This window comes from Parenemella sanctibonifatiensis, assembly GCF_002250565.1.
Taxonomy (GTDB): Bacteria; Actinomycetota; Actinomycetes; order Propionibacteriales; family Propionibacteriaceae; genus Parenemella; species Parenemella sanctibonifatiensis.
The window spans coordinates 536,043-561,964 of the sequence record NZ_NMVJ01000006.1; the positions used below are offsets into that span (position 1 = coordinate 536,043).

Annotated in this window: 32 protein-coding genes and 2 pseudogenes; 13 read left to right on the forward strand and 21 right to left on the reverse strand. The window is 66.8% G+C overall.

Translation table 11 applies throughout. From position 1 onward, the window contains the following. Positions 1-121: 121 nt before the first annotated feature. The 3 genes from CGZ91_RS07030 to CGZ91_RS07040 form a co-directional block, all read right to left on the reverse strand. A complete protein-coding gene (locus CGZ91_RS07030) occupies positions 122-925 on the reverse strand; it encodes a phage tail tip lysozyme (protein WP_094453720.1) in 804 nt (267 codons plus the stop codon). Between the two features lie 41 nt (positions 926-966). Continuing rightward, a complete protein-coding gene (locus CGZ91_RS07035) occupies positions 967-1,794 on the reverse strand; it encodes an SH3 domain-containing protein (RefSeq protein WP_094453722.1) in 828 nt (275 codons plus the stop codon). 150 nt (positions 1,795-1,944) lie between these two features. Continuing rightward, complete coding sequence (locus tag CGZ91_RS07040) at positions 1,945-2,613, reverse strand: HAD family hydrolase (protein ID WP_094453724.1); 669 nt, start codon at positions 2,611-2,613, stop codon at positions 1,945-1,947. A gap of 285 nt (positions 2,614-2,898) precedes the next feature. On the opposite strand from CGZ91_RS07040, the gene CGZ91_RS07045 reads away from it, so the two are divergent. The 3 genes from CGZ91_RS07045 to CGZ91_RS07055 all read left to right on the forward strand — a co-directional run bounded on the left by CGZ91_RS07045 (position 2,899) and on the right by CGZ91_RS07055 (position 5,421). Continuing rightward, on the forward strand, positions 2,899-4,044 hold the full coding sequence (locus tag CGZ91_RS07045; RefSeq protein ID WP_094453726.1) for a trans-sulfuration enzyme family protein: 1,146 nt from the start codon (positions 2,899-2,901) through the stop codon (positions 4,042-4,044). 10 nt (positions 4,045-4,054) lie between these two features. Beyond that, the gene (locus tag CGZ91_RS07050; RefSeq protein ID WP_094450929.1) at positions 4,055-4,387 is read left to right on the forward strand and encodes a putative quinol monooxygenase; all 333 of its coding nucleotides are present in this window, start codon (positions 4,055-4,057) and stop codon (positions 4,385-4,387) included. An 86-nt stretch (positions 4,388-4,473) separates the two neighbouring features. Beyond that, positions 4,474-5,421: a nitrilase-related carbon-nitrogen hydrolase gene (locus CGZ91_RS07055; RefSeq protein WP_094453728.1), complete on the forward strand. Its 948-nt coding sequence runs from the start codon at positions 4,474-4,476 to the stop codon at positions 5,419-5,421. Between the two features lie 130 nt (positions 5,422-5,551). Here CGZ91_RS07055 and CGZ91_RS07060 read toward each other — a convergent pair whose 3' ends face one another. Then, positions 5,552-5,908 carry an endonuclease/exonuclease/phosphatase family protein gene (locus tag CGZ91_RS07060; RefSeq protein ID WP_094453730.1) on the reverse strand — a complete coding sequence of 119 codons (357 nt, stop codon included), beginning with the start codon at positions 5,906-5,908 and terminating at the stop codon, positions 5,552-5,554. A gap of 136 nt (positions 5,909-6,044) precedes the next feature. On the opposite strand from CGZ91_RS07060, the gene CGZ91_RS07065 reads away from it, so the two are divergent. Next, positions 6,045-6,935, forward strand: a complete 891-nt coding sequence (locus CGZ91_RS07065) for a hypothetical protein (protein ID WP_094453732.1) — start codon at positions 6,045-6,047, stop codon at positions 6,933-6,935. Here the strand turns inward: CGZ91_RS07065 and CGZ91_RS07070 are convergent. Both CGZ91_RS07070 and CGZ91_RS07075 read right to left on the reverse strand, forming a co-directional pair. After that, positions 6,924-7,808 carry a hypothetical protein gene (locus CGZ91_RS07070; protein WP_094453734.1) on the reverse strand — a complete coding sequence of 295 codons (885 nt, stop codon included), beginning with the start codon at positions 7,806-7,808 and terminating at the stop codon, positions 6,924-6,926. The two genes, CGZ91_RS07065 and CGZ91_RS07070, sit on opposite strands and share 12 nt — an antisense overlap. Positions 7,809-7,847: 39 nt before the next feature. Then, positions 7,848-9,503 carry an extracellular solute-binding protein gene (locus tag CGZ91_RS07075; protein WP_179229259.1) on the reverse strand — a complete coding sequence of 552 codons (1,656 nt, stop codon included), beginning with the start codon at positions 9,501-9,503 and terminating at the stop codon, positions 7,848-7,850. Positions 9,504-9,700: 197 nt separating this feature from the next. On the opposite strand from CGZ91_RS07075, the gene CGZ91_RS07080 reads away from it, so the two are divergent. Further along, positions 9,701-10,180, forward strand: coding sequence for a hypothetical protein (locus CGZ91_RS07080; RefSeq protein WP_144276826.1), 480 nt, complete (start codon positions 9,701-9,703; stop codon positions 10,178-10,180). 46 nt (positions 10,181-10,226) lie between these two features. Here CGZ91_RS07080 and CGZ91_RS07085 read toward each other — a convergent pair whose 3' ends face one another. From CGZ91_RS07085 to CGZ91_RS07100, 4 genes are all read right to left on the reverse strand, one after another. Beyond that, entirely contained in the window at positions 10,227-10,466 is a 240-nt protein-coding gene (locus CGZ91_RS07085; protein WP_229116478.1) for a hypothetical protein, read from the reverse strand. Positions 10,467-10,578: 112 nt separating this feature from the next. Continuing rightward, positions 10,579-11,187 carry a CueP family metal-binding protein gene (locus CGZ91_RS07090; protein WP_094453742.1) on the reverse strand — a complete coding sequence of 203 codons (609 nt, stop codon included), beginning with the start codon at positions 11,185-11,187 and terminating at the stop codon, positions 10,579-10,581. 342 nt (positions 11,188-11,529) lie between these two features. Beyond that, positions 11,530-11,910: a type II toxin-antitoxin system VapC family toxin gene (locus tag CGZ91_RS07095; RefSeq protein WP_229116479.1), complete on the reverse strand. Its 381-nt coding sequence runs from the start codon at positions 11,908-11,910 to the stop codon at positions 11,530-11,532. 41 nt (positions 11,911-11,951) lie between these two features. Further along, positions 11,952-12,191 carry a type II toxin-antitoxin system Phd/YefM family antitoxin gene (locus CGZ91_RS07100; protein WP_179229260.1) on the reverse strand — a complete coding sequence of 80 codons (240 nt, stop codon included), beginning with the start codon at positions 12,189-12,191 and terminating at the stop codon, positions 11,952-11,954. A 235-nt stretch (positions 12,192-12,426) separates the two neighbouring features. Between CGZ91_RS07100 and CGZ91_RS07105 the strand changes: the two genes are divergently transcribed. The 3 genes from CGZ91_RS07105 (at position 12,427) to CGZ91_RS07115 (ending at position 13,974) form a co-directional block, all read left to right on the forward strand. Next, positions 12,427-13,254: an SDR family oxidoreductase gene (locus CGZ91_RS07105; RefSeq protein ID WP_094453746.1), complete on the forward strand. Its 828-nt coding sequence runs from the start codon at positions 12,427-12,429 to the stop codon at positions 13,252-13,254. A 142-nt stretch (positions 13,255-13,396) separates the two neighbouring features. Next, on the forward strand, positions 13,397-13,600 hold the full coding sequence (locus CGZ91_RS07110) for a CopG family transcriptional regulator (RefSeq protein WP_094453748.1): 204 nt from the start codon (positions 13,397-13,399) through the stop codon (positions 13,598-13,600). Beyond that, complete coding sequence (locus tag CGZ91_RS07115; RefSeq protein WP_094453750.1) at positions 13,597-13,974, forward strand: type II toxin-antitoxin system death-on-curing family toxin; 378 nt, start codon at positions 13,597-13,599, stop codon at positions 13,972-13,974. The genes CGZ91_RS07110 and CGZ91_RS07115 overlap by 4 nt, the downstream gene beginning before the upstream one ends. 114 nt (positions 13,975-14,088) lie before the next feature. On the opposite strand, the gene CGZ91_RS07120 is transcribed toward CGZ91_RS07115, so the two are convergent. From CGZ91_RS07120 to CGZ91_RS07130, 3 genes and pseudogenes are all read right to left on the reverse strand, one after another. Next, positions 14,089-14,664 carry an ankyrin repeat domain-containing protein gene (locus CGZ91_RS07120; protein WP_094453752.1) on the reverse strand — a complete coding sequence of 192 codons (576 nt, stop codon included), beginning with the start codon at positions 14,662-14,664 and terminating at the stop codon, positions 14,089-14,091. 73 nt (positions 14,665-14,737) lie between these two features. Further along, a pseudogene (locus CGZ91_RS07125) lies at positions 14,738-15,450 on the reverse strand (helix-turn-helix domain-containing protein); the annotation flags it as partial. 68 nt (positions 15,451-15,518) lie between these two features. Beyond that, entirely contained in the window at positions 15,519-15,884 is a 366-nt protein-coding gene (locus CGZ91_RS07130) for a VOC family protein (protein WP_094453754.1), read from the reverse strand. A gap of 95 nt (positions 15,885-15,979) precedes the next feature. Between CGZ91_RS07130 and CGZ91_RS15055 the strand changes: the two are divergent. Further along, positions 15,980-16,567: pseudogene (locus CGZ91_RS15055) on the forward strand (helix-turn-helix transcriptional regulator); the annotation flags it as partial. Positions 16,568-16,681: 114 nt separating this feature from the next. Further along, complete coding sequence (locus CGZ91_RS15060) at positions 16,682-16,960, forward strand: WCX domain-containing protein (RefSeq protein ID WP_456095295.1); 279 nt, start codon at positions 16,682-16,684, stop codon at positions 16,958-16,960. 4 nt (positions 16,961-16,964) lie between these two features. On the opposite strand, the gene CGZ91_RS07140 is transcribed toward CGZ91_RS15060, so the two are convergent. The 3 genes from CGZ91_RS07140 to CGZ91_RS07150 form a co-directional block, all read right to left on the reverse strand. After that, a complete protein-coding gene (locus CGZ91_RS07140; RefSeq protein ID WP_229116480.1) occupies positions 16,965-17,351 on the reverse strand; it encodes a type II toxin-antitoxin system VapC family toxin in 387 nt (128 codons plus the stop codon). 2 nt (positions 17,352-17,353) lie between these two features. Then, on the reverse strand, positions 17,354-17,587 hold the full coding sequence (locus CGZ91_RS07145) for a type II toxin-antitoxin system Phd/YefM family antitoxin (RefSeq protein WP_094453760.1): 234 nt from the start codon (positions 17,585-17,587) through the stop codon (positions 17,354-17,356). Between the two features lie 65 nt (positions 17,588-17,652). Then, entirely contained in the window at positions 17,653-18,027 is a 375-nt protein-coding gene (locus CGZ91_RS07150; protein WP_144276827.1) for a hypothetical protein, read from the reverse strand. Between the two features lie 73 nt (positions 18,028-18,100). Between CGZ91_RS07150 and CGZ91_RS07155 the strand changes: the two genes are divergently transcribed. The 3 genes from CGZ91_RS07155 to CGZ91_RS07165 all read left to right on the forward strand — a co-directional run bounded on the left by CGZ91_RS07155 (position 18,101) and on the right by CGZ91_RS07165 (position 20,976). After that, complete coding sequence (locus CGZ91_RS07155) at positions 18,101-18,367, forward strand: hypothetical protein (RefSeq protein WP_094453764.1); 267 nt, start codon at positions 18,101-18,103, stop codon at positions 18,365-18,367. A 29-nt stretch (positions 18,368-18,396) separates the two neighbouring features. Then, entirely contained in the window at positions 18,397-18,996 is a 600-nt protein-coding gene (locus CGZ91_RS07160) for a hypothetical protein (RefSeq protein WP_144276828.1), read from the forward strand. 114 nt (positions 18,997-19,110) lie between these two features. Beyond that, positions 19,111-20,976: an NHL repeat-containing protein gene (locus tag CGZ91_RS07165; RefSeq protein WP_094453768.1), complete on the forward strand. Its 1,866-nt coding sequence runs from the start codon at positions 19,111-19,113 to the stop codon at positions 20,974-20,976. A 90-nt stretch (positions 20,977-21,066) separates the two neighbouring features. On the opposite strand, the gene CGZ91_RS07170 is transcribed toward CGZ91_RS07165, so the two are convergent. The 5 genes from CGZ91_RS07170 to CGZ91_RS07190 form a co-directional block, all read right to left on the reverse strand. Further along, positions 21,067-21,837, reverse strand: a complete 771-nt coding sequence (locus tag CGZ91_RS07170) for a PIG-L family deacetylase (RefSeq protein WP_094453770.1) — start codon at positions 21,835-21,837, stop codon at positions 21,067-21,069. Between the two features lie 54 nt (positions 21,838-21,891). Next, entirely contained in the window at positions 21,892-22,599 is a 708-nt protein-coding gene (locus CGZ91_RS07175) for a lysoplasmalogenase (protein WP_094453772.1), read from the reverse strand. Further along, the gene (locus CGZ91_RS07180; protein WP_094453774.1) at positions 22,599-23,369 is read right to left on the reverse strand and encodes a GNAT family N-acetyltransferase; all 771 of its coding nucleotides are present in this window, start codon (positions 23,367-23,369) and stop codon (positions 22,599-22,601) included. Before CGZ91_RS07180 ends, CGZ91_RS07175 begins: the two co-directional genes overlap by 1 nt. A 74-nt stretch (positions 23,370-23,443) precedes the next feature. Further along, positions 23,444-24,226, reverse strand: a complete 783-nt coding sequence (locus tag CGZ91_RS07185; RefSeq protein ID WP_324252653.1) for an amino acid ABC transporter ATP-binding protein — start codon at positions 24,224-24,226, stop codon at positions 23,444-23,446. Then, positions 24,223-25,734 (reverse strand): ABC transporter substrate-binding protein/permease, encoded by a 1,512-nt coding sequence (locus CGZ91_RS07190; protein ID WP_094453776.1) that lies wholly within the window; start codon positions 25,732-25,734, stop codon positions 24,223-24,225. Before CGZ91_RS07190 ends, CGZ91_RS07185 begins: the two co-directional genes overlap by 4 nt. Positions 25,735-25,922: the final 188 nt, after the last annotated feature.

Sequence of the window (25,922 nt, forward strand, 5' to 3'; positions counted from 1 at the left end):
GCTGCATGACCGGACGGCGATGCGACCGGGCGGAGATGAGAGGCGGCAGATCTGCCCGGCGAAGCGACAGCGAGGCCCGGCCAATCGTGGCCGGGCCTCGCTGGAGGGGGTGGGAGAAAGGTCAGCAGGTGGGGACGTTGACGCCGTAGTCGACGCGGATCCAGGCGCGGGTGGCGTAGCCGGTGGTGCCGTTGACCGACACCTTGGCCCACCAGTCCGAGGTGTACTGGCCCTGGATGGAGTCGCCGCGAGTCTGGCACTGGATGGTGACCGGACCAGCCGGCAGCGAACCGATGATGCTGCCGCTCAGCGAGGGGCTGGTGCGGACGTTGACGCCATCACCCATGACCTGAGCGGTAGCGCCGCTCGGGTCGGGATCGCCGGGATCCCCGCCGGACCCGGTGTAGGTGTTGTGGACGCGCTGGGCGGCCGCGATCCGCAGGTCATCCGCGTGCACCGAGGGGCGCTCGTAGTAGATCCGGACCGAGACCGCGGCGTCCGCCGGGGTGCTGGTGGTCAGCAGCTGGTTGTACGCGTTCCGCTCAGTTCCCTGCAGTTCAAGCCAGACGAAGTCGAGCTGGAGTTGCAGATTGCTCCAGGCAACGCCGCGCTGCGCAGCGAAGTTTTCCAGGTCGGTACGCCGGCTGCCTTCCCACTGCGCCAGGCCGCGACCGGGGCCGCCGCCGTACTGGACTGCGGCCGGGTTGATCGGGTCGCTGCCCGACTCGTGGATGAAGTTGCCGATCAGGCCGGCGGTCTGGGCCTCGCTGAGGCCCTTGCTGCGGAAGAAGTTCCACGCGATCTCGTTGTTGTTCGCAGCCGAAGCGGTGGTCGCGCCGCTGACGGCGACGCCAGTCGCCAGCAGCAGCGCGGCACACAGTCCGGCGAGGGTCCGCCACAGGTGGCGGGGGGCAGTGATGGTCATCTCTGATCTCCTGGTTCGTGTGGTTGCCGTGAACCGCCGCGTCAGTCGCTGACGTTGTTGTAGCGGAAGGCCTTCTGGTTCCAGTAGGACGTGCCCCAATCGCGTACCCAGGTGCCGGCGCCGCCGTCACCCCGCTGCTCGATGGAGTAGAAGCTGGTCTGGCTCGCGTCGGTCCAGCCGTTGAAGACCACGACATGGCCCGCTGCGCCACCGGTACCGGGCCCAAGGTTGCCGATGATGTCGCCGGGGCGCAGTTCACTCTTGCTGATCGGGTGGACGTAGTTGATCAGCGTCTCGGTGTTGGGCGACCAGTCCAGGTGAAATGCGTTCGCGACCATGCCGGAGCAGTCGAGGCGGTAGTGACGGCCCTGGGCATCGGGCGCGCTGGCGTCCCAGTTGTAGGGCAGCCGCTGGTTGGCCCAGAACATCGCACGATCGATGATCTCGGCGCGCGAAATCGGACCGTTGACGACCGAGCCGCCGCCACCGTCGTTGGAGCAGGTGGGGACGTCCTCGCCGACTGGCACCCGGATGTAGGCACGGGAGGCATACCCGGTGGTGCCGTTGACCGAGACCTTGGCCCACCAGTCGGAGTTGTAGACGCCGGCGACGTTCTCACCGCGGGTCTGGCACTCGATGGTGATGGCGCCGGGAGCGAGGCTGCCGACGATGGCGTGACCGGTGCCAGCTCCGGCGCGAACGTTCACGCCGGCGCCGACGACCTCGGCCGAGGCAGCGGCGGCAGTGCTGACGGCTGTGGCGGACATGCCCAGCGCCAACGCCGAGGCCGCGGCCACCGCGCCGACGCGGCGCAGGAGCGAGCCACGCCGCGACGACGCACGCGTGGAGGACGAGAGTGGTGCATTCATGTCAAACCTCTGGGGGTAGGGAGGTTCCGACCTTCTTGCCGGATGTCTGGGAGTCTAAGAAATTCTCATTCGCGCCACTCCCGGGTCGCCAATCGTGTCCGAAGGTGGACATCTGGCCCGAAACAGTTGGACGTGACCCTCGACGGTGATTTAATACGCACCGGCCAACAGCGCTCGCAGCGAGGACACCGTTCGCGTCCCGGTGGCTCTGACCGATTGCGTCGGCGAGGTGTCCAGCAGTACTCCAGCCACTCCTGCTGCCCCGGCGGCCTCCACATCGATCATCCGGTCGCCCACTGCCAGCGCCTCATGGGACTGAATCCGGTTGCGCTCCAGAATCGCCACATACATGTCCGGTGCGGGCTTGCGGGGATGTCCGTCGGGGGCACAGATCATGTCGTCGACGTGCAGTCCGTTGGCGCTCAGCAGCCCTTCGGCGCTGGCCCGCTCCCGGTGTGTCACGACCAGGTTGAGGTGACCGGACCGGCGTACCTGCTCCATCACTTCCACGGCACCGTCCATGACCGGAGCCGGGTGGGTGCGCCAATGGCGCTTCAGTTGCTCATTCGCCCGGTTCAGGTCGTCCTCGGGTACGCCGTGCCGCTGCGCCAGCACCTCGATGGCGTGGCCGGTGGAGACCCGGGTCAGCTCGGCGACCTCGTCCAAACCGGCCTCGGTCACCTCGCCCAAGGCCGCCCGGCACAGGGCCGCGTCCAACTCGGGGTAGGTGTCGATGAGCGTGCCACCCATGTCCCAGATGATGTGACCGTCCCAGCCGATCGGAGCGTCCCAGCTGGTCTGACCGGTGTCATCGCGCATGCCGTCATTGTCGCGCGCCCAAGCCGCTCCTGCACGGACCTGCGTGTCGCGGGAGCGCCGCCCGGACGCCGGACGGGCGAGCCGCCCGTGGACTGGCTTCAGCTCCCGATGCCTCCGATGCTGGGCGGCGCCGCACCGGGGGTGTCGTCGGTGTGGTCGCCGTTGTCCGCAGGGTCCAGGTCGGGGACGAGTTGGGTCACCTGAGACTCCTAGGTAGTTGTCGTGTCACTTACTTTAGCGCGGATGGCCCCCGCCGCCAACTCGCATGCCCTCTAAAGTTGGGGCGTGTCAGCCCAAGCCCAGTCCCCAGCCGACGAACCCGCTCCGCACTGGAGCCCGCAGACCCTCAGCGTCACCGCTGGCCGGCCGCAAGATCCGGGAGCCCCGCTCAACCAGCCACCGGTGCTGGCCTCCAACTTCCGCGACGGCGGGGACACGCTGTACGCCCGCTTCGGCACTCCCAGCCATGACGCCTTCGAGGAGGCGATCGGCGCCTTGGAGGGCGGCTTGGCCGTGGCTTTCTCCAGTGGCATGGCTGCTGCCGCGGCAATCCTCGGCACGCTGCCGGCCGGCGCCCGGGTGGTGACCAGCGACAACATCTACCACGGCGTACGCGGCCTGCTCGCCGACCTGGAACGCCTCGGCTCCGCGGTCGACGTGCGGGTGGATGCCCTGGATCTGATCGCGGTGGAGCAGGCGCTCACCGATGCCGCGTTGCTGTGGATCGAGACTCCCAGCAATCCGTTGATCCAGGTGCTGGATGTCGAGCGGTTGTGTCGGCTCGCGGAGGAACACGGCGTACCGGTGGTGGTCGACTCCACCTTCGCGACGCCGATGCGGCTGAATCCGTTGGCCCTGGGGGCGACCTACGTGGTCCATTCAGCCACGAAGTACATCGGTGGCCACTCCGACCTTTTGATGGGCGTGGTGGTGGCCCGCGACGAGGAGAGGCTGGCTCCAATCTCGGAGCAGCGGACGCTGCGGGGCGCTGCCCCGGGAGCACTGGAGACGTTCCTGGCGCTGCGCGGGCTGCGCACCCTCGGCCTGCGGTTGGACCGAGCCGAGACCAACGCCCAGGTGTTGGCACAGCGGCTGCTGGAGCACCCGCACGTGACCGAGGTGTTCTATCCGGGCCTGCCCAGCGATCCCGGCCACCTGACCGCCAGCCGCCAGATGCGCGGCTTCGGCGCGATGCTGTCCTTCTGTGTCGCCAGTGAGGACGAAGCGGATCGGGTGTTGGCACGGTGCCGGCTGATCGTCGGTGCCACCAGCCTGGGCGGGGTGGAGTCCACCGCCGAGCGTCGCAATCGGTGGCACGAGGGCACCCGCACCGGACTGATCCGGCTCAGTGTCGGCATCGAGGATCTCGATGACATCTGGGCGGACCTGAGTCCGGCACTGGGTCAGCTCTCGCCCCAGACCCAGCGTTAGGATCGGCCCCATGATTGCGATCACCGTGAAGTGGGACGTCAAGCCCGAGTACACCGACACCTTTCTGGAACTGACACGAGAGTTCACCGAGGCCTGCCGTGCCGAACCCGGCTGCCTGTGGTTCGAGTGGTCCAAGTCGGTCGAGCGGGAGAACGAGTTCATCCTCATCGAGGCCTACCGCGACGCGGCGGCCGGGAAGGCGCATGTCGAGTCGGAGCACTTCAAGAAGGCGATGAAGACCCATGGCCAGTACGCCGCCAGCCGCCCCAAGGTGGTCTCGGTGGAGAAGGAAGGCGAGGGCTGGGACGAGCTCGGCGAGATCGAGATGCCGGATCAAGCCTGAGCGTCCGCGTACGGATCGGCCATGCGTGTGAAACATCCTGAAACCCGGTAGCATCGTTTTCTGCAACCGAATCAAGGATGAATCTCATGCGCATGGTCCGTGTCGCCTCCCTGTCCTTCACCCATCGAGCCAGCAAGACGGTTGATGGTCACAGCGATGAGGAGATGTACCGCCACTTCATCGACTACTGGGACGCCCGGTTCGAGACGGTCGGCCACGAGCAGTGCGACCTCATCGTGCTGCCGGAGAACTGCGCCTCGCCGCCCAAGCGCGGCATCGGGGTGGAGCGGTGGCGCTCGTGGGTGGAGCAGTGCGGGCCCAAGCTTCGGGACTACTTCGCTGGGAAGGCCCGCCAGTTCAACACCAATCTGGTGCACGCCAACCATGCGATTGATGATCAGGGCCAGATGCGCAATCGCTCCCACGTCCTCAACCGGGACGGCAGCCTGGCCGGCACCTATGACAAGTGCTTCATCACCCACACCGAGGCCGAGGACGGCATCGTGGCAGGGGCGCACTCCGAGGTCATCAGCATCGACATCGGCACCGTGGCCCCGCTGATCTGCTTCGACCTCAACTTCTTCGAGCTGCTGGAGGACCTGGCGCCCAAGCGGCCCGACATCATTGCCTTCTCCTCGGCGTACCACGGCGGTCACGTCCAGGAGCACTGGGCGTACCAGACCAAGGCGGCCTTCATCGGCTGCATCGCCCCGCCCAACAAGTCCCAGATCCGCAACAGCTTCGGCAAGGTCGTGGCCAGCTCGGTCAACTACCGCCATGAGTGCGTCGCCGACATCAACCTCGACGTACGCCAGATCCACATCGACCACAACGGCACCAAGTTCGACGAAATGCGCCGGACCTACGGGTCTGGCCTGGAGATCTACGATCCGGGCGAGATCGGCGTGGTGGAGCTGCGCTCCCGCAGCGACCAGGTCGACCTGGACGAGGTGCTGGCGCGCTTCGACCTGGATCCGGTCGAGGAATACTTCCGTCAGGTCCGGGCCCGTACGCCGCTGGCCCAACAGGACTGACGACACCTGGGCAGGGACCCCCCGCGGGAACGCCGGTCCGGGTTGCCGACCCGCGTCACGATGCTGTAGTTGGGCAGGTGCGAACGCCGATCTGGCCCGCTGTTCCACGCCAGACTGTTGTTGTGCAGCCTCAGCGCAGGTCGGTGTCCACCACCACCGGCAGGTGGTCCGAAGCCCGCGCCATCTGCTCCGGCGGCACCGAAGGCGTACGGGTGACCACCTCAGCGGACCGCACTGACATCCCGTCACTGACGTGGATGCCGTCGATCCGGCGTACCGGCCCGCTCGCGGGGAAGGTCGGGTCGGCAGGGTCACCCGGATCACCCGCGACCCGTGCCACCACTGCGCGCGCCGTTCCGTCGATGGTCTCGTTGAAGTCGCCGCCAATCACCACCGGTGCCTGCGCTGAGCCGATCAGCCCGACCAGTTGCCGGGCGTGCCGCAGCCGATCAGCAGGATCGAGTCCGAAGTGGACGCTGGCGGCCACGAACGCGCCACCGCGGGTGGGGGAGAGACTAGCGGAACTTCCGGGTGGAAGAAACCGTTTGCGGCACGGCGATTCGCAGGTCGGGCTAGGGTGTGGCCGTCGTGCGCGCCGCCGGCAAACCGTCCCGAAGGAGCCCATGTCCGCCCTGCCGACCGAATCGGTTCTGGTCCGTCACGCCGGTAGCCGAGACCTGACGGCGCGGCTGGTGCTGGGAGAGCCCGGCGTACCGATGCTCATCGAGCCGGGGGAGCGATTGGGGTTCAGCGTGGATCCGGTTCGGTGGTGTCTGGGCCATCGCGATCTGTCCGGCCTGCCCGTGCCCTGTCCCAAGGCGGCAAGGATCGAGACCGGGCGGATGTGTCGGGAATGTGCCGCGCACGATCCGTGGCGCTGGATGCATGTCGCCCATCGGGTCCAGTCATTGAATCCGGGGCTCGCCGAGAAGCTGCGGCACCCGCACTGGCTGTATGTGGCGACCTTCGCCGGCGGCTCGCACAAGGTCGGCACCGCCCATGACGAGCGCAAGCGCGTCCGCCTCGACGAGCAGGGGCCACTCTTCGCACACTGGGTCGCGCTGGCCGAGGATGGCTTGGTCGTACGCGAGTTGGAGGACCTGGTCAGCCAACAGCTGGGGCTGGGTCAGGTGGTGCGCTCGTCGGCGAAGGCGACTGGACTGTCGGGGGCTGTGGATCTGGACCGGCTGCGTACCGACCACGACCAGCTGGTGGCAGACGTACGCGACATCCTCGCGCTGGCCCCGGATGTCGCGCCGCTGGCCGAACCATGGCCCAACCCACGCGACCTGTCCTCACTGACCGGACTGACCCTGCGGGCGTACCCGGGCAGCCTGGATGCTGGAAGCCACGGATTCACCGTGCAGCAGTGCTGGGGGCCGGTCGCGTTGGTCGGACTCGACGACGATCCCGACTCGACCTATGCGGTCGACCTGAGCCGACTCATCGGCCACCGGCTCAGTTTCGGCGACCACGCCACCGAGAGCCCGCAGTGGCAGGACTCACTCTTCTGAGCGCTGCCGCGTGGTGCCTGCGGGCACCTTCCACCAGCGCCAGGCGAAAGCCTCCTCCTCGCCGGTGTCGCGGCCGAGCAAGTGTTGGGCCAACCGATAGATCCCGTACGCCAGCAGCAGACTTCCCGCCAGCAGCGCCGCGGCGGTGAGCATCCACTCCCCATCCCAGGGTGGGAGCAGGCTGGTGAGAAACGCGATCGCACTCACTGGCACCATGAAAGCAGCCACGATCGCCCCAAGGATGCCGACGGCCCACAGAATCCGTCGCCCCATCTCACCTTCGGAGCCCGATCCACGCAGCCCCGGCAGCCCACGCCCGAGCTGGCCGGGTCGCTCAACCGCCCAGTCCAGCAACGCCGGCCGGAGCCGACGGGCCCGGGCAGCATCGGTGAAACCGATGATCATGGCCATCACCATCGCACCGACCAAGCCCAGCGCGCTGAGCGCGATCAGAATCCCCGTCACTGCACCGACCCCATCGAAGCGCCAGACCCAACCCCGCACCATGGAGAAGCCGTAGCTGAGCGAGCCGCTCACGAGGCCGACGAGCAGCGCCAGCACGCCGCCGCCCAGGAAGACGGCGCCGGCGACGACCAAGGTGGTGCCGCTGACGTCGCGCCAGATCGCCCAGCCGCGTCCCAGCGTCTGCGCCGCCACCTGCTCGGCTTCGTCACACTCGGCCAGCAATGGTGGTGTCAGCCTCACGTCGGCGGGGCGTACCGACCCGGCCTCGGCCCGTTCCCGGGCCACCTTGGCCTCGGCCGCCGGGCGATCGAGGCTGCCGACATACCGGCGCACCTGGTCGTCGGACAAGGCAGCCACGATCAGCTCAGCTTCGCGCGTCGCGTCCTCACCTGAGTCGTTCTCGGTCACCAGGTGATCGTAGTCGGGCCCGCCACGGCGTCATGGCGTTCAGCCGTTGGCAGCGGCCCATGCCTCCTGGTATTCCTCGCGGATCTCATCGCCGGCGTCCTTCTTCCAACTCTCCACGGCCGCAGCGAGGTCACTGACGGGGCGCTGGCTCTGGATGATCTCACGCATGACACCCAACAGCTCACGGTTGGCGGCCGCGCCGGCCTCCTGCTCCGCCGTCGAGTAGAGGCCCTTCGCATCGCTGTAGACAGCGACGGGCAGCTTCTCGCTCAGGTAGGCGTGCTGGGTGCGGACGAGTTCCTCATCACCGGGGGTGTAGAGCTGGGCGGCGTCAGTGGATCCTGCGTACTTGTAACCGCCAACCCGTTCGGCCTCGTAGGCATCCGACAGTCGGGTCGGGTGGCCATCGACCCACTCCCAGTGGGTGCCTTCGACGCCATAGTTGACCGTCAGGTACTCCTTGGTGCCGAAGGGCGCGGCGATGTAGTTCCACAGCGACAAGATCTCGTGGACCCGCTCGTCGCTGGCCTTGGCCGAGATCGCCATGTACGCGGCGTACCCCGCGTTGCCACCCCAGGTAGCGGCGGCGCCGCCGCCGCCCCACTGCGGGAGGTCGATGTAGCCGGCAGGCACCCCGCGCTGAACGTAGGTCGACCAGCCCGAAAAGCCCTGGATCAGGCAGGATGTCGTCCCGGACACCCACCAGGATCCGTTGTTGGAGGGGTCGATGATCGAGTTGGGATGGATGACCCGCTCATCGAAGAGGGTCTTCACATCGGCCACGACCTGCTCGAGCGCTTCGTCCTCGTACTGATGGTGGAAGGTGCCGTCGTCGGCTCGGCTCCACCCCGGCTTCACCCCGTGCATCATCAAGAAGTTCGGGACCATCCAGCTCACCGGATCACCGCCGATGGCGAAGCGGTTCTGGTCCGGGGCGCTGAGTGCGCGCAGCATGTCCATCAGCTCGGCACCGTCGGCGGGGGCCGGGGTGGCACCGAGGCCTGCCTCCTCGGCATGGTCGGTACGCACGTTCCAGACGTGCCCAGCGGGCGGGTTGCCCTTGGAGATGCCCCACAGCTTGCCGTTGAGGATCGCCACCTCCCAGGTCTCTGGCGGGATCGCGGCCAGTGCCGGATACTGCTCGACGGCATCACCGGCAAGGAAGGGGGTGAGGTCCTTGCAGGAGGACTCCAACACCTGGTCGGTACGCGGCGGGCTGCCGATCATCATCATGTCGGGCAGGTCACCCGAGGCGATGGTGACGGCAAACTTCTGTTCGTACTCGGTGTAACCGCCGGCAATCAGGTTGAACTGGTTACCCATGTCCGCGGTCAGCGCCTGATACCAGGAGTTGGTCGCCTGCGGGACGTGCTGGGGGAGTGACTGAGCCAACATCTGCGCAGGGTCGGTCTGCGGCAGCGGCAGCTGTCCGAACTCGACCGGTTCCTGGGGATAGCTGAAGTAGCCCGCAGGAACGCCGGCGTCACCAGCCGGCAGGTCCGGCTGAAGCTCGGTGTAGGGGACGTGATTGGGCAACGCGCCAGCGGTTTCGACCTCACCGCTGCGGTCGTCATTGCCACCGGTGGATCCGTCGTTGTTGCTGCAGCCGGCCAGTAGGGCCAGACCGGCAACGCTGCCACCGAGCAGGGTGCGGCGGCCCAACGTGGACAGCCCGTGCGTACGGGGGAGGGTCATGTTGACTCCGATGTCAGAGATGAAACACAGGTTTTCTTCGCAAACTTTGGCATCGTGGCAGGTCACTTGCAAGACCATCGGTCGGCGGGCCGGGTGTCAGCCACCTGTGCCAGCCCGGCAACGGCACCGGATCATGTCGCATGGGTAGGCCGATCGGTGTCCTCGCATGGCATCATTTTCGGCACGGGAGGAATGACGTGCGCAGACCACGATGGATCGTGCCGATGGCGCTGGCCGCCGCGCTTGTGTTGGGCGGATGCCGGATGCCGTCCGCGTTGCAACCCAACGAGCCGGAGCCTGAGTTCGACACCTTGGCGGTGCCGGCGGTGGAGGAGTGCGGCCAGCGGGTACGCGAGCCGCTGACGTATTTCGTCATGAGTTGGGAGTGCGACATCCATGACCCCGGCCGCAGGGCTGGCCAGGGCGAGCCACCGATTCCACTCGAGGACTTCACGGAGACCGGGCGGACGGCGCAGGGGTTTGCGATCTGGCACAGCGTCCAGGATGTCTATCAGGCCACGAACGTCACCCATGAGTGGGAGGCCGACGTGTACGTCATCGACGTGCCCGCCGGCGCCCTGGGTGACAACGAACGGATGGCGGTGGCCTTCTTCGCCGAGGTGCAGACTGCACCCTGGCTGGAGGAGTGGGTCCTCAACCTCACGCTGACGGCCTGAGTGGCGTTCCCGCGGGAACGCCACGGCGATGGCGCCGGTTGGGTCCTTACGGAGCCTGGACGAGTTTGCCGCTGCGGAACAGCTCCGGGTCGGTGCACGACGCCAGGTCGAAGCAACACGGCCGACGCTTGCCGTCACGCAGCTTGGAAATGGTGACCTCTACCCGTCGCGCGCGAGTGTCGGCATTCTTGGTGGCCGTCGAGGAGGGGTTTCCATTGAGGTCGGCCTCGACGGCGACCTGACCGCGGGAGGGGAGTGCGGCGTTGGCATCCTCGGGCAGCGGCACGATGAGCCTGTCCCCGATCTGGCGGACGTGGGACTCCGAGGTGGATCAGGAGCGCATCAGGATGACGCGCGCCGGCGAGATCGCGACGGTCTTCGCCCGCTGAGCTGACGCGTCAGGCCAGCTTCGCCGTCGTGATGCAGGTGGCGTCGTCGGCGCCGGTGGAGATCTGACTGGTGTGGACTCGTCCTTCGTGCGAGATGGTCAGCTCGGCCTGGATCCCGGCCGGCAGCCACATCCCGGCGAAGCCGTTGTCGAAGGTCCGCATCGCTTGATCGATGATGACCTCACCGGTGTCGGTGTTGGTCACGGTGACGTGGATGTCGGCGTTCCTCAGTTCGCCACGGCAGGTGGTGAGGCTGTGGAAGAAGCAGTCATGGGTCGAGCCCTGATACGGCGCGACCGACAGGTAGAACTGGTCAGCCGGCAGCGGCAGGGCCGCCTGAGTGCCTTCCGCGTCGCGGATCACGAGCTGATCCGGGCGCACCGAGGCCATCAAGCCGTCGGGGCGATCGGCGACCGGTGTCGCATCCAATCGATCAATCAGTTCAGCGGGCTCGAGTCCGGCGAGGCCGTACTCGGCAAGGATCGAGTCAGCATCCTCGGGATTGTCGCTGACCGGAGTCGAACCACTCGGGCTGCCGCTGCAGGCAGCAACCAGCAGCACGCCACAGATGAGCGCAAGGACGGCATGGAGGCGGCGCACGCCAAGGGGAGCTGACATGCATTCATCCTAATCGGCCTGATCGCCCGAAAATGCCTCTGGACAGGGTTGTGAGCAAGGTCACCGCTGCGCGTACTGACCTGACGCGCTGAGAGCCCAACCACTCGAGTTGTGACGTTCCCGCGGGAACGCCAGAGACGACCGCCCAGCGCGCCTGGATTCACTCGAAGACCAGCAGGGCGATAAGACCACCGACGATGCGGTGACGGACCCTGTGAGTTACTACCCTGCACCACTTCCACGCTTGTCCGATAAGCTACATTATGACATTTCGTGGCCAACGCACCGCCAGGAGTGTCGTTGGCCAGCTCGACCCCTCAGGCCCTCGCCACAGCGAGGCTCTTACTTCCCCCGCGGATTGGTCACCGCTCGCAGATCCAGCGCCGGGATGCCGGTGAAGTCATCAGGGTTGCAGGTGTACAGCGGTAACCCCTTGGCGACCGCCGTCGCCGCAATCAACGCGTCACAAGCACGCGCACGGACCTTGCGTCCAGAGGTGCGCAGCGCTCCAGCGACAGCACCAAAGGCTCGAGCGCACTCCGCATCGAATGCCACGACGTCAAAGTCCGCCTCGGCCTGTTGCAGGTGCAGTTGCCGCGCCGCCTGCTCGTCAGGCGATGTGGCGACCACCGGGCCCACCGACAGCTCCGCCAGGGTCACGGCGCTGATCACGGCTTCATCAGGGAGTTCCGCTGGATCATCCAGTTCCCCGAGCAGAATCACCGTCGAGGTGTCCAGGAGACCGCGCCCCGTCTCTTCGTCTGTCACAGTGAGGAATCCAGCAGCTCGTCCACATCGGCACGCCACGCCCCAGGGTCCACGCGAGGCAAGTGTCGGCGACGCCGTATCAACTCAGCCGGGGCGACCCTTCCCTGCGCCACCGGGCCAAGCTCCGCGACAGGCTCACCGTCGCGGGTCACCACGAGTCGCTCACCGCGCTCGACCCGCCGAAGGACGTCGGCACCGCGGTTGCGCAGATCCCGCACGCTGACCGTGTTCGCCATGGGCACACTGTATCACGCGTGAAACACATTCCTACTGCCCTCGGTCCGCGGCCGGCGCACGTCGGCCGGCCAGTCATGACACAGTGTTCGTCGCCGATCGCTCGAAGTCTGCCAGGGAAACGATGCCCACGGGTCATGCCCCGCCGGTAACCGCCACATCTTCCCGATCGTTGACCACAGAGTCGAGCACCTCCGAGTTAAGGGCACGGGCCAGAAGCAGGTAGCTTGCCGTCGCATGAGGATTCTCATCGTCGGTGGGAGCGGATATCTGGGCAGCCAACTCGTCCATTGCGCCACGATGGGCGGCCACCAGGTCGCGTGCACCTATCTTTCGCGACCGCCGCGAGCCCCCGAGGCCGAGGCGCTCCATCTCGACATTCGCAATCAACGGCGGACGAAGGACGTTGTGGATCGACTCCAGCCCGAACTGGTCATCAATGCAGCCTTCCAGCAGGGGGATTGGGTCAGCACTGCCGTGGGACCAGCGAACCTCGCCGAAGTCCTTGCTGATCACCGAATCAGACTCGTTCACGTCTCCAGCGACGCCGTCTTCTCCGGGAGCGCGATCCGCTACGACGAGACCGCGCAACCCGATCCGATCACCCCTTACGGTGCCGCCAAAGCAGCAGCCGAGACCGCTGTCGCCGAGATCCATCCGTCCGCCCTGGTCGTCCGAACGTCCCTGATCATTGGGCACGGAGGATCGTCGCATGAGCGCATGGTCCACGACCTCGCCACTGGACAGCAGTCGGGAACACTGTTCACCGACGACGTCCGGTGCCCCGTTCACGTCGACGACCTGGCTGCCGCGCTACTCGAGCTGGGCACCAGTCACCGATCCGGGATCCATCATGCTGCCGGAGCCCAGGCGATCAGCCGCCACGAGCTCGGAACGCTGATCGCCCGACGCGACGGCCTCTCCCCCGCTGCCCTACCCGCTGGGCGGCGAGCCGAGGCCAACATCCCAGGTCCGCTCGACGTCCGGCTGGATTCAACACATACTCAGCAGTTCCTGCGGACCCGGCTGCGCGGCGCCACCGAGTTCCTCGACCCACAGGACTGACGACCAGCGCAGCGGCCCGGAGCCCCATGCTCAAGCCGAACCACGGCCTGAACCAGGTCCGGGCCGACGAGCCGCACGCGTGGGCCGAGGCAAAGATCTGGTTGACAATCCCGGAGTGATACCAAGCTGGTATCATCGGTGTATGGCCATGACTCTTCGCCTCTCTCCCGACGACGAGCGCACACTCGCCGATCTCGCAGCAGTACAAGGTATTTCGCGTCAGGAAGCGACCATCCGGGCGATCCACGATGCTGCCCGCCGTCACGGGCACGAACGTGCCGTCTCGGCAGCCTCGCAGGCCGGCCGCGCTCGCTATGCCGATCTGCTGAGGCGTCTCGGCGAATGACAGAGTTCCTGAGCCTGGAGGACCTGCTGGCTTTGGTCGGCGATCTCCAGGTTGGGCCCATCCGCGATCTCGGACTCCTGGAGGCTGCCGCCCACCGTCCCCCGACTCAGCTGTGGGGCGACGAGGCGTATCCCTCCATCCATCTCAAGGCCGCCGCATTGTTGGAATCCTTGGTTCGCAATCACCCTCTTGTGGACGGCAACAAGCGCTTGGGCTGGCTGGCGACCTTTGTGTTCTACTCGATCAACGGCTTCGCACTCGAGGCGCCGGACGACGACGCGTACGCTCTTGTACTCGCCCTCGCCAGCGGGCAGGCTGAGCTCATGCACATCGCTCAATCCGTCGAGCGGTGGCACCTCTCAGCCCAGCCATGACCACGCTGCAATCTGGCGCCTCGATCACCATGCCTCGCTCATGGACTGAACTCTATTGGACCTGGCAGCAGCAGCCGGAGTGACGCACTCGCTCACTCGTGCGAGTCGCCTCCCCTACTTCTTGCCCTGTTTCGGCGGCAAGTCGATGCCGCGCGCCGTCAGGTACGCCTCGATCCGCTCGACCAGCGCGGCGCGATGACGAAGCTTGCGGGCATGGTCCAAAACCGACTCGTCCCACTCATTCGCCGGCTCGGTCAGGTTGAGCCCGTCCAGGCCGAAGACCACGTCGTAGAGCGGACCCAGGTCAGCGTCCTGGACCCGGAGCTTGACCATGACGGCGAGGGGTCGCCAGCCGCGGCCGTCGCGGAGGTTGATGTCCGCGCCCGCGTCGATGAGCCGGGGCAACAGCTCCGCCTTCTCCGTGGCGTCCGCCTGGCGACTGCCGAGCAGCCCGTGAAGAACGTTGCCGCCCTCGGGCGTGGTCGTAGCTGAGGCGTCCGCACCGGCTGCCAGCAACTCGTCGATGATCGCGACTCGCAACTCGGTGTCGGTGTTGCTGAGCACGGCAACGATCGGCGGGAGCCCTGTGTCGGAGGGGTCATTGACGCCGTCGACGGCGAGCCGCTCGCGTACTTCCTCGACCGTGCCGTATCGCGCGGCGGACGCCAGCGGCCGTACCTTCTCACTCATCGCCGAGCCCTCTCCCCCATTGCGGTCCTGATCCACACCGTACCGCCGGGGTCGACAGGCGGCGGACCGTACGGGCGTCGCCGTTGTCCGACAGAACCCGCTCAACGGTGACGCCTCGGGCATTGAACCACTCGACCGCCCGTGCCAGGACCGCCGTGGCCGTTGGGGCGGTTTCATCGTCGTGGATCTCGGCGTAGGCGACGCGGGAGTGGTCGTCGATGACGGTGTGGACGTAGGCCCTGCCCATCAACGGGTTGCTGTACATGTTCCGGGGTTTGTCTGGGGTGGCAGCTCGGTTCTTCCCACCCTGACGTCGGCCGACGTAGCGCCAGCCTCCTCCGTCGGGGATGTTGCCGAGCTTCTTCACATCAACGTGGAGCATGGCGCCGGGATGCTCGTGCTCGTATCGGCGGATGGGTTCGCCTGTGGCGCGGTCGGCATTGGACAGCCGGTTCAGGTGCGCGGCGACCAGGATCCGGTGGAGACCGTGGACGGGGCGATGCCCAGCCGACAGGCCAACTGGACCGGCCCCTCGCGAAGGCGCAGTCGCAGGCTGATGCAGCGCCGGGCAGTCTTCCTGCCCGTCTTGTTCGGCGAGTGGTGGGGTCTGGATGATCTGTCCTGCATGGGCTCGCCTGCCCGGTAGCGATCGGCCCAGCGCTTCACAGTCGGCCACGAGACCTGGAAGCGGGCGGCGACCTCGCTGATCGGCCAGCCCTCGTCGATGACCAGTCGGGCGACGATCAGACGATGGCGCGGGGTCAGGGCTGCATTGGGGTGTGACATGGGTTCCTCGACAAAGAGTCGTGGCGGCGAGCTGCTACTCGCCGCCACGTAGGGCATGGGGTGAGATGTCAGTCAACGGGACTGACGCGGATGAGGTTGCCGTCGGGGTCGGCGACCACGAAGGTTCGCCCGAACACGTCGTCATGGGGCTCCTCGACTACCTGAACGCCCTTTGCCAGCCACTGCTGGTAGACCTCGTCGATGGCGTCGCCTCCGCCGGGCAGCATGAGACCGATCTCGCTGGTGCGCGGCGTCTCGGGCGTGGACTGGTTACTGTGGCCAGTCCAGATCGCGAACAGGACACCGGGCGCGACCTCGAAAGCGACGTAGCGGGGGCTGGTGAAGGTGGGCTCGATGTCGAACAGGTCGCTGTAGAACGCGGTAGAACGCTGGGCGTCGGTCACGTAGGTCAGGAACAGGTTGGGTGCCGTCATGGCGGGTCTCCAAGGGTTGAGCTGGCGTGTGAACTTCCGCCAGCAAATCGCCAATACACGACAGTTGCTGTCATGTTTCTTGAGAGAATGAGTCCATGAAGGCTTCTCGTCTGCTGTCGATCGTCCTGCTACTCCAAGTGCACGGACGCATGACCACCCAGCAGCTCGCTGACCGCTTTGAGGTTTCAAGCCGGACGATCTTGCGCGACGTTGAAGCCCTGTCCGCTGCCGGCGTCCCAGTCCATGCCGAACGCGGCCGCCATGGCGCGATCGTGCTGGACGCCCGATCCCGTCTGGACCTGTCACGGCTCGAACCGTCCGAGCTGCAGCTCCTCACGGCCGTCGGTCTCAGCCCGGACCAGCTGGCACAGATTGGCCTCGGAGAGGTAGGTGAACACGCCCACGCCAAGCTCACAGCAGCCGCCCGTCGCTCGGGCCCAGGCGAACCGGCACTGTCCGAAGTCCTGATGATCGACCCTGCCGGATGGTTCACGCCTGCCACGACCCGTGACCTGTCGAGCTTGCTGAGTGCGGCCCGGCAAGGCCGCCGGCTAGTCGTCACCTACCGCCACAGCGGACACGCCACCGCCGACACCTACCAGGTCGACCCCTACGGGCTGGTCAGCAAGCAGGCCGCCTGGTATCTGGTCGGTGACGTGAACGGCACGCCGCGCATGTTCAACACCAATCGCCTGGTGACACACAAGGCTATGGACGAACCAGCCGAGTTGCGGCACGGCCAGTCCTTGCAGAAGGTCTGGGATCAGCTGGTCGGCGCGTTCACCACCGATGCAAGCGTGGAGATCCACGCGCACCTGCGCGCCAACCGGCTGGACCTCGCCGCCAGAATCCTCGGGAGCCGCCTGATTGACGTGTCCATCCCCGTCGACGGGTGGCTCACCATCACCGTGGCCTACCCCGACATCGAGTCCATTCGCCAACTTCTCCAATTCGGAGACCACATCGAAGTCCTCGACCCACCCGAAGCCGTGCAGCGTGTCCATGACCTCGCCCACCAACTGATGGAAGCTCACGACCCCGCAGGCTCAATCAACGTCTCCGGTCAGTACAACTAGCGGCCTAGCGCCACTTGAGTGTTGAGACATCACCGAACCTGAGCATTCGCGTGTCGGAGGTCACGAGCCGAAGCCCTTCCATCTGAGCCTGCGCGACAAGCATGCGGTCGAATGGGTCACGATGCGCCCACTCAAGACCGCCGGCTCGGGCCATGTGCGCGGCGCTCAGCGAGAGCTCCTCGGCCCGGAAAGCCCCGAGGATACGGCTCCATGCAGCGATGACGCTCTGTCCGTGCGGGAGCTTGCCCAGCCGCGCCTTTGTTGCGACCTCCATGGCCGATGCACTCGAGACCCAGCGCTCCTCCGCACCGGCGACCGCGGCTTGAACCCCAGCAGGCACCTTGCCCGAATCTCCCGCCAGCCAGAGCACGACATGCGTATCAAGCAGCACTCTCACTCTGACTCCCACGCGTCAAGCTCGACGGCAGGCAACTCATCGAAAAACGTATCCGGAACCGTCAGATCGGGGACGATGCCACCGAAGCGCGGGCCTCGCGGTTCAACCGGCCCGAGTTGAGCGATCGGCCGACCAGCGCGCGCGATGATCACAGCACCCCCGGACTCCACCTCCCGCAGCAACTCCGAGAGCCGAGTCTTTGCTTCCTGCACGTTCACCGTTGTTGCCATGCAGACATCCTACCCTGGTCTGGTCAGGTTGACCAGACCAGTCGGTCGCGCCCCATGACGCCCAGTCAGCTCGAGTCGGGTTCACTCGTCGCGGGGTCAAGCACCAGTTGCCTTCGGAAGAGTCGCATGAATGCGCCATCGGGATCCGTCACGAGCTCATCAAACGTGCCGGACTGGACGATCTCACCGTCCCCAACCACGTAGATTGCGTCCATGCTGGCCAGGGTCGCCGCCCGGTGGGAGACAACCAACGTGATCCGCTCTCCCTTGTCCGCCTGAAGTGTGTCAAAGATCTTCTCCTCAACTTCAGCATCCAGCGACGAGGTGGGCTCATCGAGAACCTGTGCGTGACGCCAGCGTGTTGGCGTAAAGCAGGTTGTCAGCCGCGGGGCCCGCGGCTGCATCTGGCGTACGCCGCACCCTTCCGATCCCTCCGTCATGCGGTAGAGTACCGCCAGGCGTACGCCCGACGATGACGTCAGCCACCAGCGCCGGTGGCACCGAGGAGATCCCATGCCCGACGACCACGACTCCCCCACCTTCACCGAGCCGGAACGCACCGGCACCACATCACTCGCCGCCTGGCTGGCCCCCGGTCTCGCCGCCGCCCTGGTCGCCCTGCTCTTCGTGGCGCTGTTTCCGCAGCCGACCGCCTACCCCGGTCCGGCCGAACCGCCCCCGCCGCCTGCGGAGGGCGGCCCACTCCGGATCCAAGGACGGGCTGAGTTCCTCCAAATCAAGGGCGAACCGTGCAGCTGTGCTTTGGCCCCTCCCCCCTGATCCAGGGCGAATGCGGTCAGACCGTGCCGGTGGACAACTTCGACTGGGCTGTCCCCGAAGAAGTCATCGCCGCCGACGGATGGCGCTCGGGCCTCGCGCAGTTCGTCGGGGTCTGGGACGGCACCACGGTGACCATCGAGACTCTCGAGCCGGCCGGGCCCCCGCGGGACGACGGTTCCGGCCTCGCCGAGCAACTGTGTGCGGCCCCGTCCGGATCCGCCGCCGACATCCGGTCACTGCCGCCGGAGGACGAGTTCGCCAAACGAGAGGGATTCCAGGCGCTCTGGCTGACCGGCGCCCCACCGGCGTACGTGGTGAACGTCGCGGTCATCGGCGACCCCGCCGAATGGGAGGACTGGATGCGCCAGTTCTACCCCGGACTGTTGTGCGTGGGCGAGCTCCCCGGGCCCAGCAAGACTGACATCAGGGCAGCCATGGACCGGCTGTTGCCCCTGATGGAGCAGGACATCGTCCTGTCCATGGGCGGCTCGACCACCGACGGCGGCCCCGGCATCGAGGTCGACGTCTTCCTCGCGACCAGCGATGTCGTGGACGCGATCCACGAGGCCGTCGGCCCCGACATGATGCCCTGGGTGAGGATCAACCCTGCCTTCACGGTGATCCGATAGCGCAGGGCCGCCACGCCGGCCGGCTTCGACATCGATACCCGCTCAGCCTGATCCCGCTACCCTTCCGGGAGCACAGGCGCTGCGGCAAGGCGGCGCCACGACGAAGGACCACCGATGGCCGCCAACTCGGCAACCGATCCCACCTCCCTGACAAATCTGGGCGTGACAGATCTGGGCATCGCCGTCCACGCCGACGAGCTGCGTACCGGAGCGATCTGCACGAACCCCGCCGGCGAGGCACGGCTGGTGTTGTGTGCCCGCAGCAGCGTCGTCATCGTTGACCCGATGACCGGCGCCGTCGACCAGGTCCGTTGGCAACGACACGGCGCCGACGATCCTTTCATCTCGGTCGGCGGCACCGATGGTCGCTTCTGGGCGGCGGCGGGCCACCTGCTGGTGGAGGTGGATCCGTTCGCCCTGACCGTTCGTACCCACTCCCCCTGCGATGACGAGGCGATCCTGGCGATGGGCATGACGGTGGATCCACAGGGCCGGATCTGGTTTGCGACCTACCCGAGCACCCGGCTGTTCTGCCACGACCCCGCCACCGACACCACGACCGAGCACCCCCGGATCAGCACCACCGAGCACTACGTCTCGCACCTCGCCTTCGGCACCGACGGTTGGCTGTACGCCGGGCTCGGCACCCACCGCAAGGACCTGATCGCCTATCACCCCGCTACCGGCGAGCGGCGGTCGTTGCTGGCCGACGCCGACCGGGTCAAGGGAAGCGGCTACGTCCACCTCGGTCGGGACGGCCAGGTGTATGGACACAGCGATTCGGTGACCCTGCACCCCACCGGCGAGCACGAGTGGTTCCGCTTACGGCACGGCGCCATGACCCCGATCGGCGCCGATCAGGTCGCCGAGTCCATCGTCGCCGGCGCCGGCTTTCGCCGGATCCATGCCCGGGTCAAGCCGCGGTGGGAGATTGTCGACATCCAGCTGCCCGACCATCGCCTGGTGGTCACCATCGAGGGCGAGCAGCGCACCCTCGACCTCCCCTACACCAGTGCCGGCGCCAACCTCTCGCCCTTCACCGCCACGCCCGACGGCGGGGTGGTCGGCACCACCAATCATCCCAGCCGGCTATGGACCTGGCGGGACGGCCGGCCGGTCATCGACCACGGCTCCGATGCGATCCGGGGCGTCGGCAACATCTGCGCCTGGGCCCAGGCCGGCGAGCTGCTGGCCGGGGCGGCGTACGCCGGCGGCATGTTCTATCTGTACGACCCGCGCCGCCCGATCGTGGCCGGGGAGAATCCGATCGAGTTGGCGCGCTTCGAGGAGGTCCACCGCCCCCGGGCGATCCTCGCCCACCCCGATGGCGACCATGTCGTGTGGTCCGGATACGGCGGCTACGGCGACACCGGCGGTGGCATCGCCATCACCGCCGTGCCAGCCGACCAGCTGCCCCCGCCGGGCAGCAGCCTGCAGGATCACACCGTCCTCCTCCCCCACACCGACGTCGCGCCGGACGAATCACCGGTCGCGCTGGGCGTGCTCGGCGACGGCACGGTGGTCGGCGCCACCAGCATCGAAACTCCCGGCGGAGCGGACCCGGTCGGCGACACCGGCTCGGTGTTCTTGCTGGACTGGACCTCCCGCACGGTGACCCATCACTGGCGGCCGGTCCCCGGCGTACGGTCCTGGAACGAACTCGTCGTCGCACCCGACGACACCGTGCACCTGGTCAGCTCCGACGGACACCATGCCCACGTCGACCCACGCGCCCAGCGTGTGCTGACCACGAGCGACTGGACTGCTCACGGCAACCTGGGGGTCAACGCGCTGATCCGCCACGGCGCCCACGCCTTCGTCATCCAGAGCAACGCTGTGATCCGGCTCGACCTGACCACCGACACCGCCACCCTGATTGCCGTCCCCAGCGAGCCGCTGCGGGCCGGCGGCGCCGTCGTGGGGGCCGACCTGATCGTCGGTTCCGGCTCGAGACTGCTACGCCTGCGCGACGTCGCCTGACCGGCGGGCCACCGTACGCCGAACGGCCCCACCCCTCAGTGCGGCGCCGGCGATCAAGCCATCGATCGTGACGGCGTCGGGAGGACGCCGTCAGGTGACGACGCGCAGCCCCGTCCGCATCCAGATCTCCTGCAGCTGCCCGCCGACGTGGCGTACCAACAGCCCACTGGGCGGTTCGGTGAGGTTCTTCTCGACGGTGAGCTGGGTCCGATACGCCGCCAGGGCAGCCGTGACGGCATCCAGCGATCCCGGATGGTCGCGCCATTCAAAGCGCGGATCATGGTCCTTGCTGGCAACTTCGACGAAGGGCAACGCGGCCGCTTGGGCCGCGGCCAGCGCCACCGTCCGCGTGTGCACGTGGTCGGGGTGGCCGTAGGATCCGGCGTCGTCGTAGCTGATGATCGCATCCGGTTCGACCGCTGCAATCACCGCCGCGAGGTCGGCCAGCGCCTCGGAGGGACTGCGCTTGGTGAAGGCATCAGCCCCGGCATCGGGATCCGGACCAGCCAGGCCCTCCCGGACCCACGTCATGCCGGAGTCACGATAGATCGACGGTTCGGCACCCTCAGCAACGGCCACCCCGTCACCCAGGACATGCCGGTCCGCCAGCCCCAACGCGGCCGCTGCTTGATCGATCTCTGCGGCACGGACCTCATCCAAGGACCGCTGGTCATGGTCCTCGATCACCCCGGGTACCACTTCCCCGGCCTCACCGTGCGTCGCCGTCAGCAACTCCACGCGTACGCCGTGGGTGGCGAGTTCTGCCAACAATGCACCGGTGGCAAGAGTCTCGTCGTCAGGGTGGGCGTGGACCGCCAGCACCGTGTCGCAGTCGGCCAACAGCTGCCAAGGGTCCGTCATGGTCCGCTCCTTCTCGGGCAAGGTCCGATGGTTGAAATCTCAACAGACTTGACCCTACCCGCGGCCGGACTCCCGGGGCGAATACTCCTCGTTCTGGTACGCCGGCATCCCGGGTGCGGCGGCTCGATTCCGCGACCACTGATCCCTGACTCCCAGCACCAGCAAGGTCTGCGCCCCGATGTAACAGGCCATCGCCACGAATCCGTGCCCGGGTAGCGCCAACACATCAAACACCTCGAGTGCGATGAGCGCATCCGCCACCACGAACAGCCCGCCGCCCAGCGCAGCCCGGTGGCCCAACCCAGTCGCCAGGTCCGCCATCGCCATGATGGCAGCGGCGTATCCGATCAACGCCGGCAACAATGGCCCGGTCGCCGATGCGCACAACAAGATCATCACAACGGCGCCGCCGACGTAGGGCAACATCCAGGCCGGCCTGGTGAGGGCGGATCGAGCTCGATAGGGCGCGAACGCCACCGCATAGACCAGCTGAGCCACGAAGAAGAAGCTCAGCATCGCCAAGAAGGCCGCCTCGCCTGACAACAATCGCGGCACCGCATCGCCCAACCACGACAGCCCCAAACCGGCAAACATCAGCCACACCAGTACGCCGCGTGGCGCGGCGGTCCCGGTCCACAGCAGCCAGCCGGTCGCGGGCACCAGCATCACGTGGCTGAGATCGATCAGGGGCTGGTAGCCGGTGATCTGGGCGACCAGATGTACGCCGGCGACCACTGCGAGCACCGCGGCTGCGGCGCGCATCACCGCTCCAGTCCTCGGCTGTGCCAGGCCCGATTCGAGGCGTACCCCAGCCGTTGGTAGAGCTGCCGTGCCGCAGCATTGTCCGAGTACATTCCCAGCGTGCTGACCCCGGCCCCGGCAATCGCCGCCCGGGTGAGGTGGGCGGTGATGGCCGCCCCGAGACCGCGGCCGCGCAGGTCGGCGGCCACCACGATCCCGGCCAGATGCGGCGCTCCGGAGTTCTCGTGTTCGGCTCCCCCAACCGCTTGCAGTTCACCGCGTGGGCCGCGCATGCCAACCCAGTGGTCCATCACCCCGGTGCCAGCTTGAGCCCAGGCGCGTGGATTGTGGGTGCGGCTGAAGGCGTCGATCTCCTCGGCGTCACGGATGTCGTCGAGCTCGACGATGCGTTCCTCTCCCGGCTGTGCGGGCGGAACGGACTGGGTCGACATCCACTCCCAGCCAGCGCCCTGGTCGCTGATCGGCAGGGTCTCGTGCGCCAACTGGGCATGTTCCTGCGGCGCCGAGATCGACTCCGAGGCGTACTCCTCCAGCAGGCCGGAGCCAGCCAATTCGGTCATTGCATCGCGCACCCGGGGTGCCTCCTCGGCGAAGTCGACCGGCCCTGGCCGCAACGGCGCGATCCAGAAGCCTCGGCGGCGTCCGGTGCGCAGGATCATCGCGACTCCGGCATGGACATAGGCCACCAGCGGATCGGTGGGCACCCAGCGCATCCACGGGTCGTCGCCTGCCAATGCCTGAAGGGCCTCCAGCGGCTCGACTCGTTCCACGCCGCCCAGCTTGCCATGAGAAAGGCGAACGCCGCCCCGGTGGGCCCGGGACGGCGCTCGAATGAAGCTGATTCTCAGTCTTCGTCCAGACTTGCCAGGAAGTCCTGGGCTCGCTGGGTCTGCGGATTGTCGAGGAAATCGTTGGGATCACCCTGTTCGGCGATGCCCTTGTCCGCGATCAGCACGATCCGGTCGGCGACCCGCCGAGCGAAGCGCATCTCGTGGGTGACGCAGATCATCGTCATGCCGGCATCGGCCAGGTCCCGCATCACGCCGAGCACCTCACCGACCAACTCCGGGTCCAGCGCCGAGGTGGGCTCGTCGAAGAGCATCATCGCCGGGTCCATCGCCAGCGCCCGTGCAATCGCGACGCGCTGGGACTGGCCGCCGGACAGGCTGCCGGGGTAGTCGTCACGCTTGTGACTCATCCCGACCTGCTCCAGCATTTCCTCAGCCTTGGCCACCGCTTCGTCCTCACTGCGGCCCAGCACCTCCTGCTGCGCGATGGTGACATTGCGCAGCACGCTCATGTGCGGGAACAGGTTGAACTGCTGGAAGACCATCCCGACCCGCGACCGGATCTTGTTGAGATGCGTCTCGTCATAGGCCAACTCGTGGCCGGCCACGTTGATGGTGCCCGAGGTGATCTGCTCCAGGCCGTTGACGCAACGCAGCAGGGTCGACTTGCCGGCACCCGAGGGTCCAACCAGCACGACCACTTCACCGCGGGCCACGTCCAGGTCGACGTTCTCGAAGACCAGGGTGTCACCGAAGTACTTGGTCACCCCTCGCATCTCCACGATCGGACCATCGGCATTGGTGTCGTCCAGAATCTCCATGGTCTGGCTGTCGCTCATGCCTTGGCTCCCTTCTTGTTCAGGTTGAGTCGCCGCTCCAGCAGGGTCACCGCACCGGTCAGCAGCAAGACGATGATGAGGTAGTAGACCGACACCGTCAGGTACGCCGACAGCGGCGAGTACTCAGCTGCCGCCATGTTCTGGGCGGTCCGGAAGAGCTCACCCATACCGATGAAGGCCACCAACGAGGAGTCCTTCACCGCGATGATGAACTGGCTGCCGAGCACAGGCAGGATGGCCCGGGTCGCGAGCGGGACCTGCACCTTGGTCAGGGCCTGGCCACGAGACATACCCAACGAACGGGACGCCTCGACCAACCCCTTGGGCACCGATCCGAAGCCGGACCGGATGATCTCGGCGATGTAGGCGGAGTTGTGGACCGCCAACGCGATCACACCGGCCCAGAAGCCCGACAGCAACACCAACGAGGTGAGACCGAAATAGAGCACGAAGAGCTGGGCGATCAGTGGCGTACCACGGATCAGACCGATGTACGCCGTCGCAATCCAGCGCAGCGGCGCAATCCCGCTCATGTTCATCGCGGCGATGACACCACCGATCACGACCGCAATCACGAGCGCGACCGCGGTGATCGCCAGCGTGAGGCCGGCGGCCTTGACGAAGGTGGGGATGTACTTGACGAACAGCTCACCGAAGCCGGGCCCCTCCTGGCCCTCAGCGGCATTCATGACCTCTTCGACCGGCGCATTGTCGATCTGCGGGGAGATGTCCTCACCGAAGTACTTGGTGGAGATCTCGGCATAGGTGCCGTTGTCGATGATCGCCTGCAGCGCGACGTTGACCTCGCCCAGCAGTGGGTTGCCCTTGGCAACGGCAGGCGACTGGGTCTCGGTCGTGAGCCGGTCACCACAGGGCACCAGGCTGAGCCCGGCTTCCTCGATCTGGTGGGCACCGACCAACTGGTCGGTCAGCGCGCCGTCCAGGCGACCGGTGGCCGCGTCCTGCAGGGCGGTGATGTCCGACTCATAGGTGCGGACGTTGTCGGTGATGCCGTTGTCGCGCAGGTAGGTCTCATAGGTGGTGCCGGAGGCAACACCGATGGAGCCACCTCGAACGCTTTCGATGGACTCACACTGCTGGCCATCAGCCACATAGAGCTGAGCACCCGAGGAGTAATAGCCGTTGGCGAAGTCGACCTGACGGGCGCGTTCCTCAGTGGGCGTGGTCGAGGCGACCAGCATGTCGTAGCGGCCGGACGCAGTGCCCTCGACCAGGGTCGAGAAGCCGGCGGTCTCCGCGACCAACTCCAGGCCCATCTCATCGGCGAGCGCCTGAGCGATCTCGTAGTCGAAGCCGGTGAGCTGGCCGCCGTCCCAGTAGCTGAAGGGGCGATACTCGCCGCTCATCGCCACGACCAGTTTGCCGTCCTCGATCAGTCTTGGTTCGTCTCCCCCCTCGCCAGGTTGGGCTGTGGAGCAGGCTGACAACATCATCATCAGCGCAGCCAACAGGGCGGAAAATTTGATGATCCGCGAACGAGACGGCATGTGCAAACGACTCCTTGGGGAGGTCGATCCGATCGGGCGGGGGTCATCATGACTTGTCCGCCAGGCACCCTGATCCGCCTGAGATGTCAAGACCCCAGGCTCGCCACCATGGCGGCAGCGGGGCCAGAATACGTTTTTCGAGCCTACGAAATCGCTCGAGGAGAGTCAAAGTCCGGCGTGTCGACAAT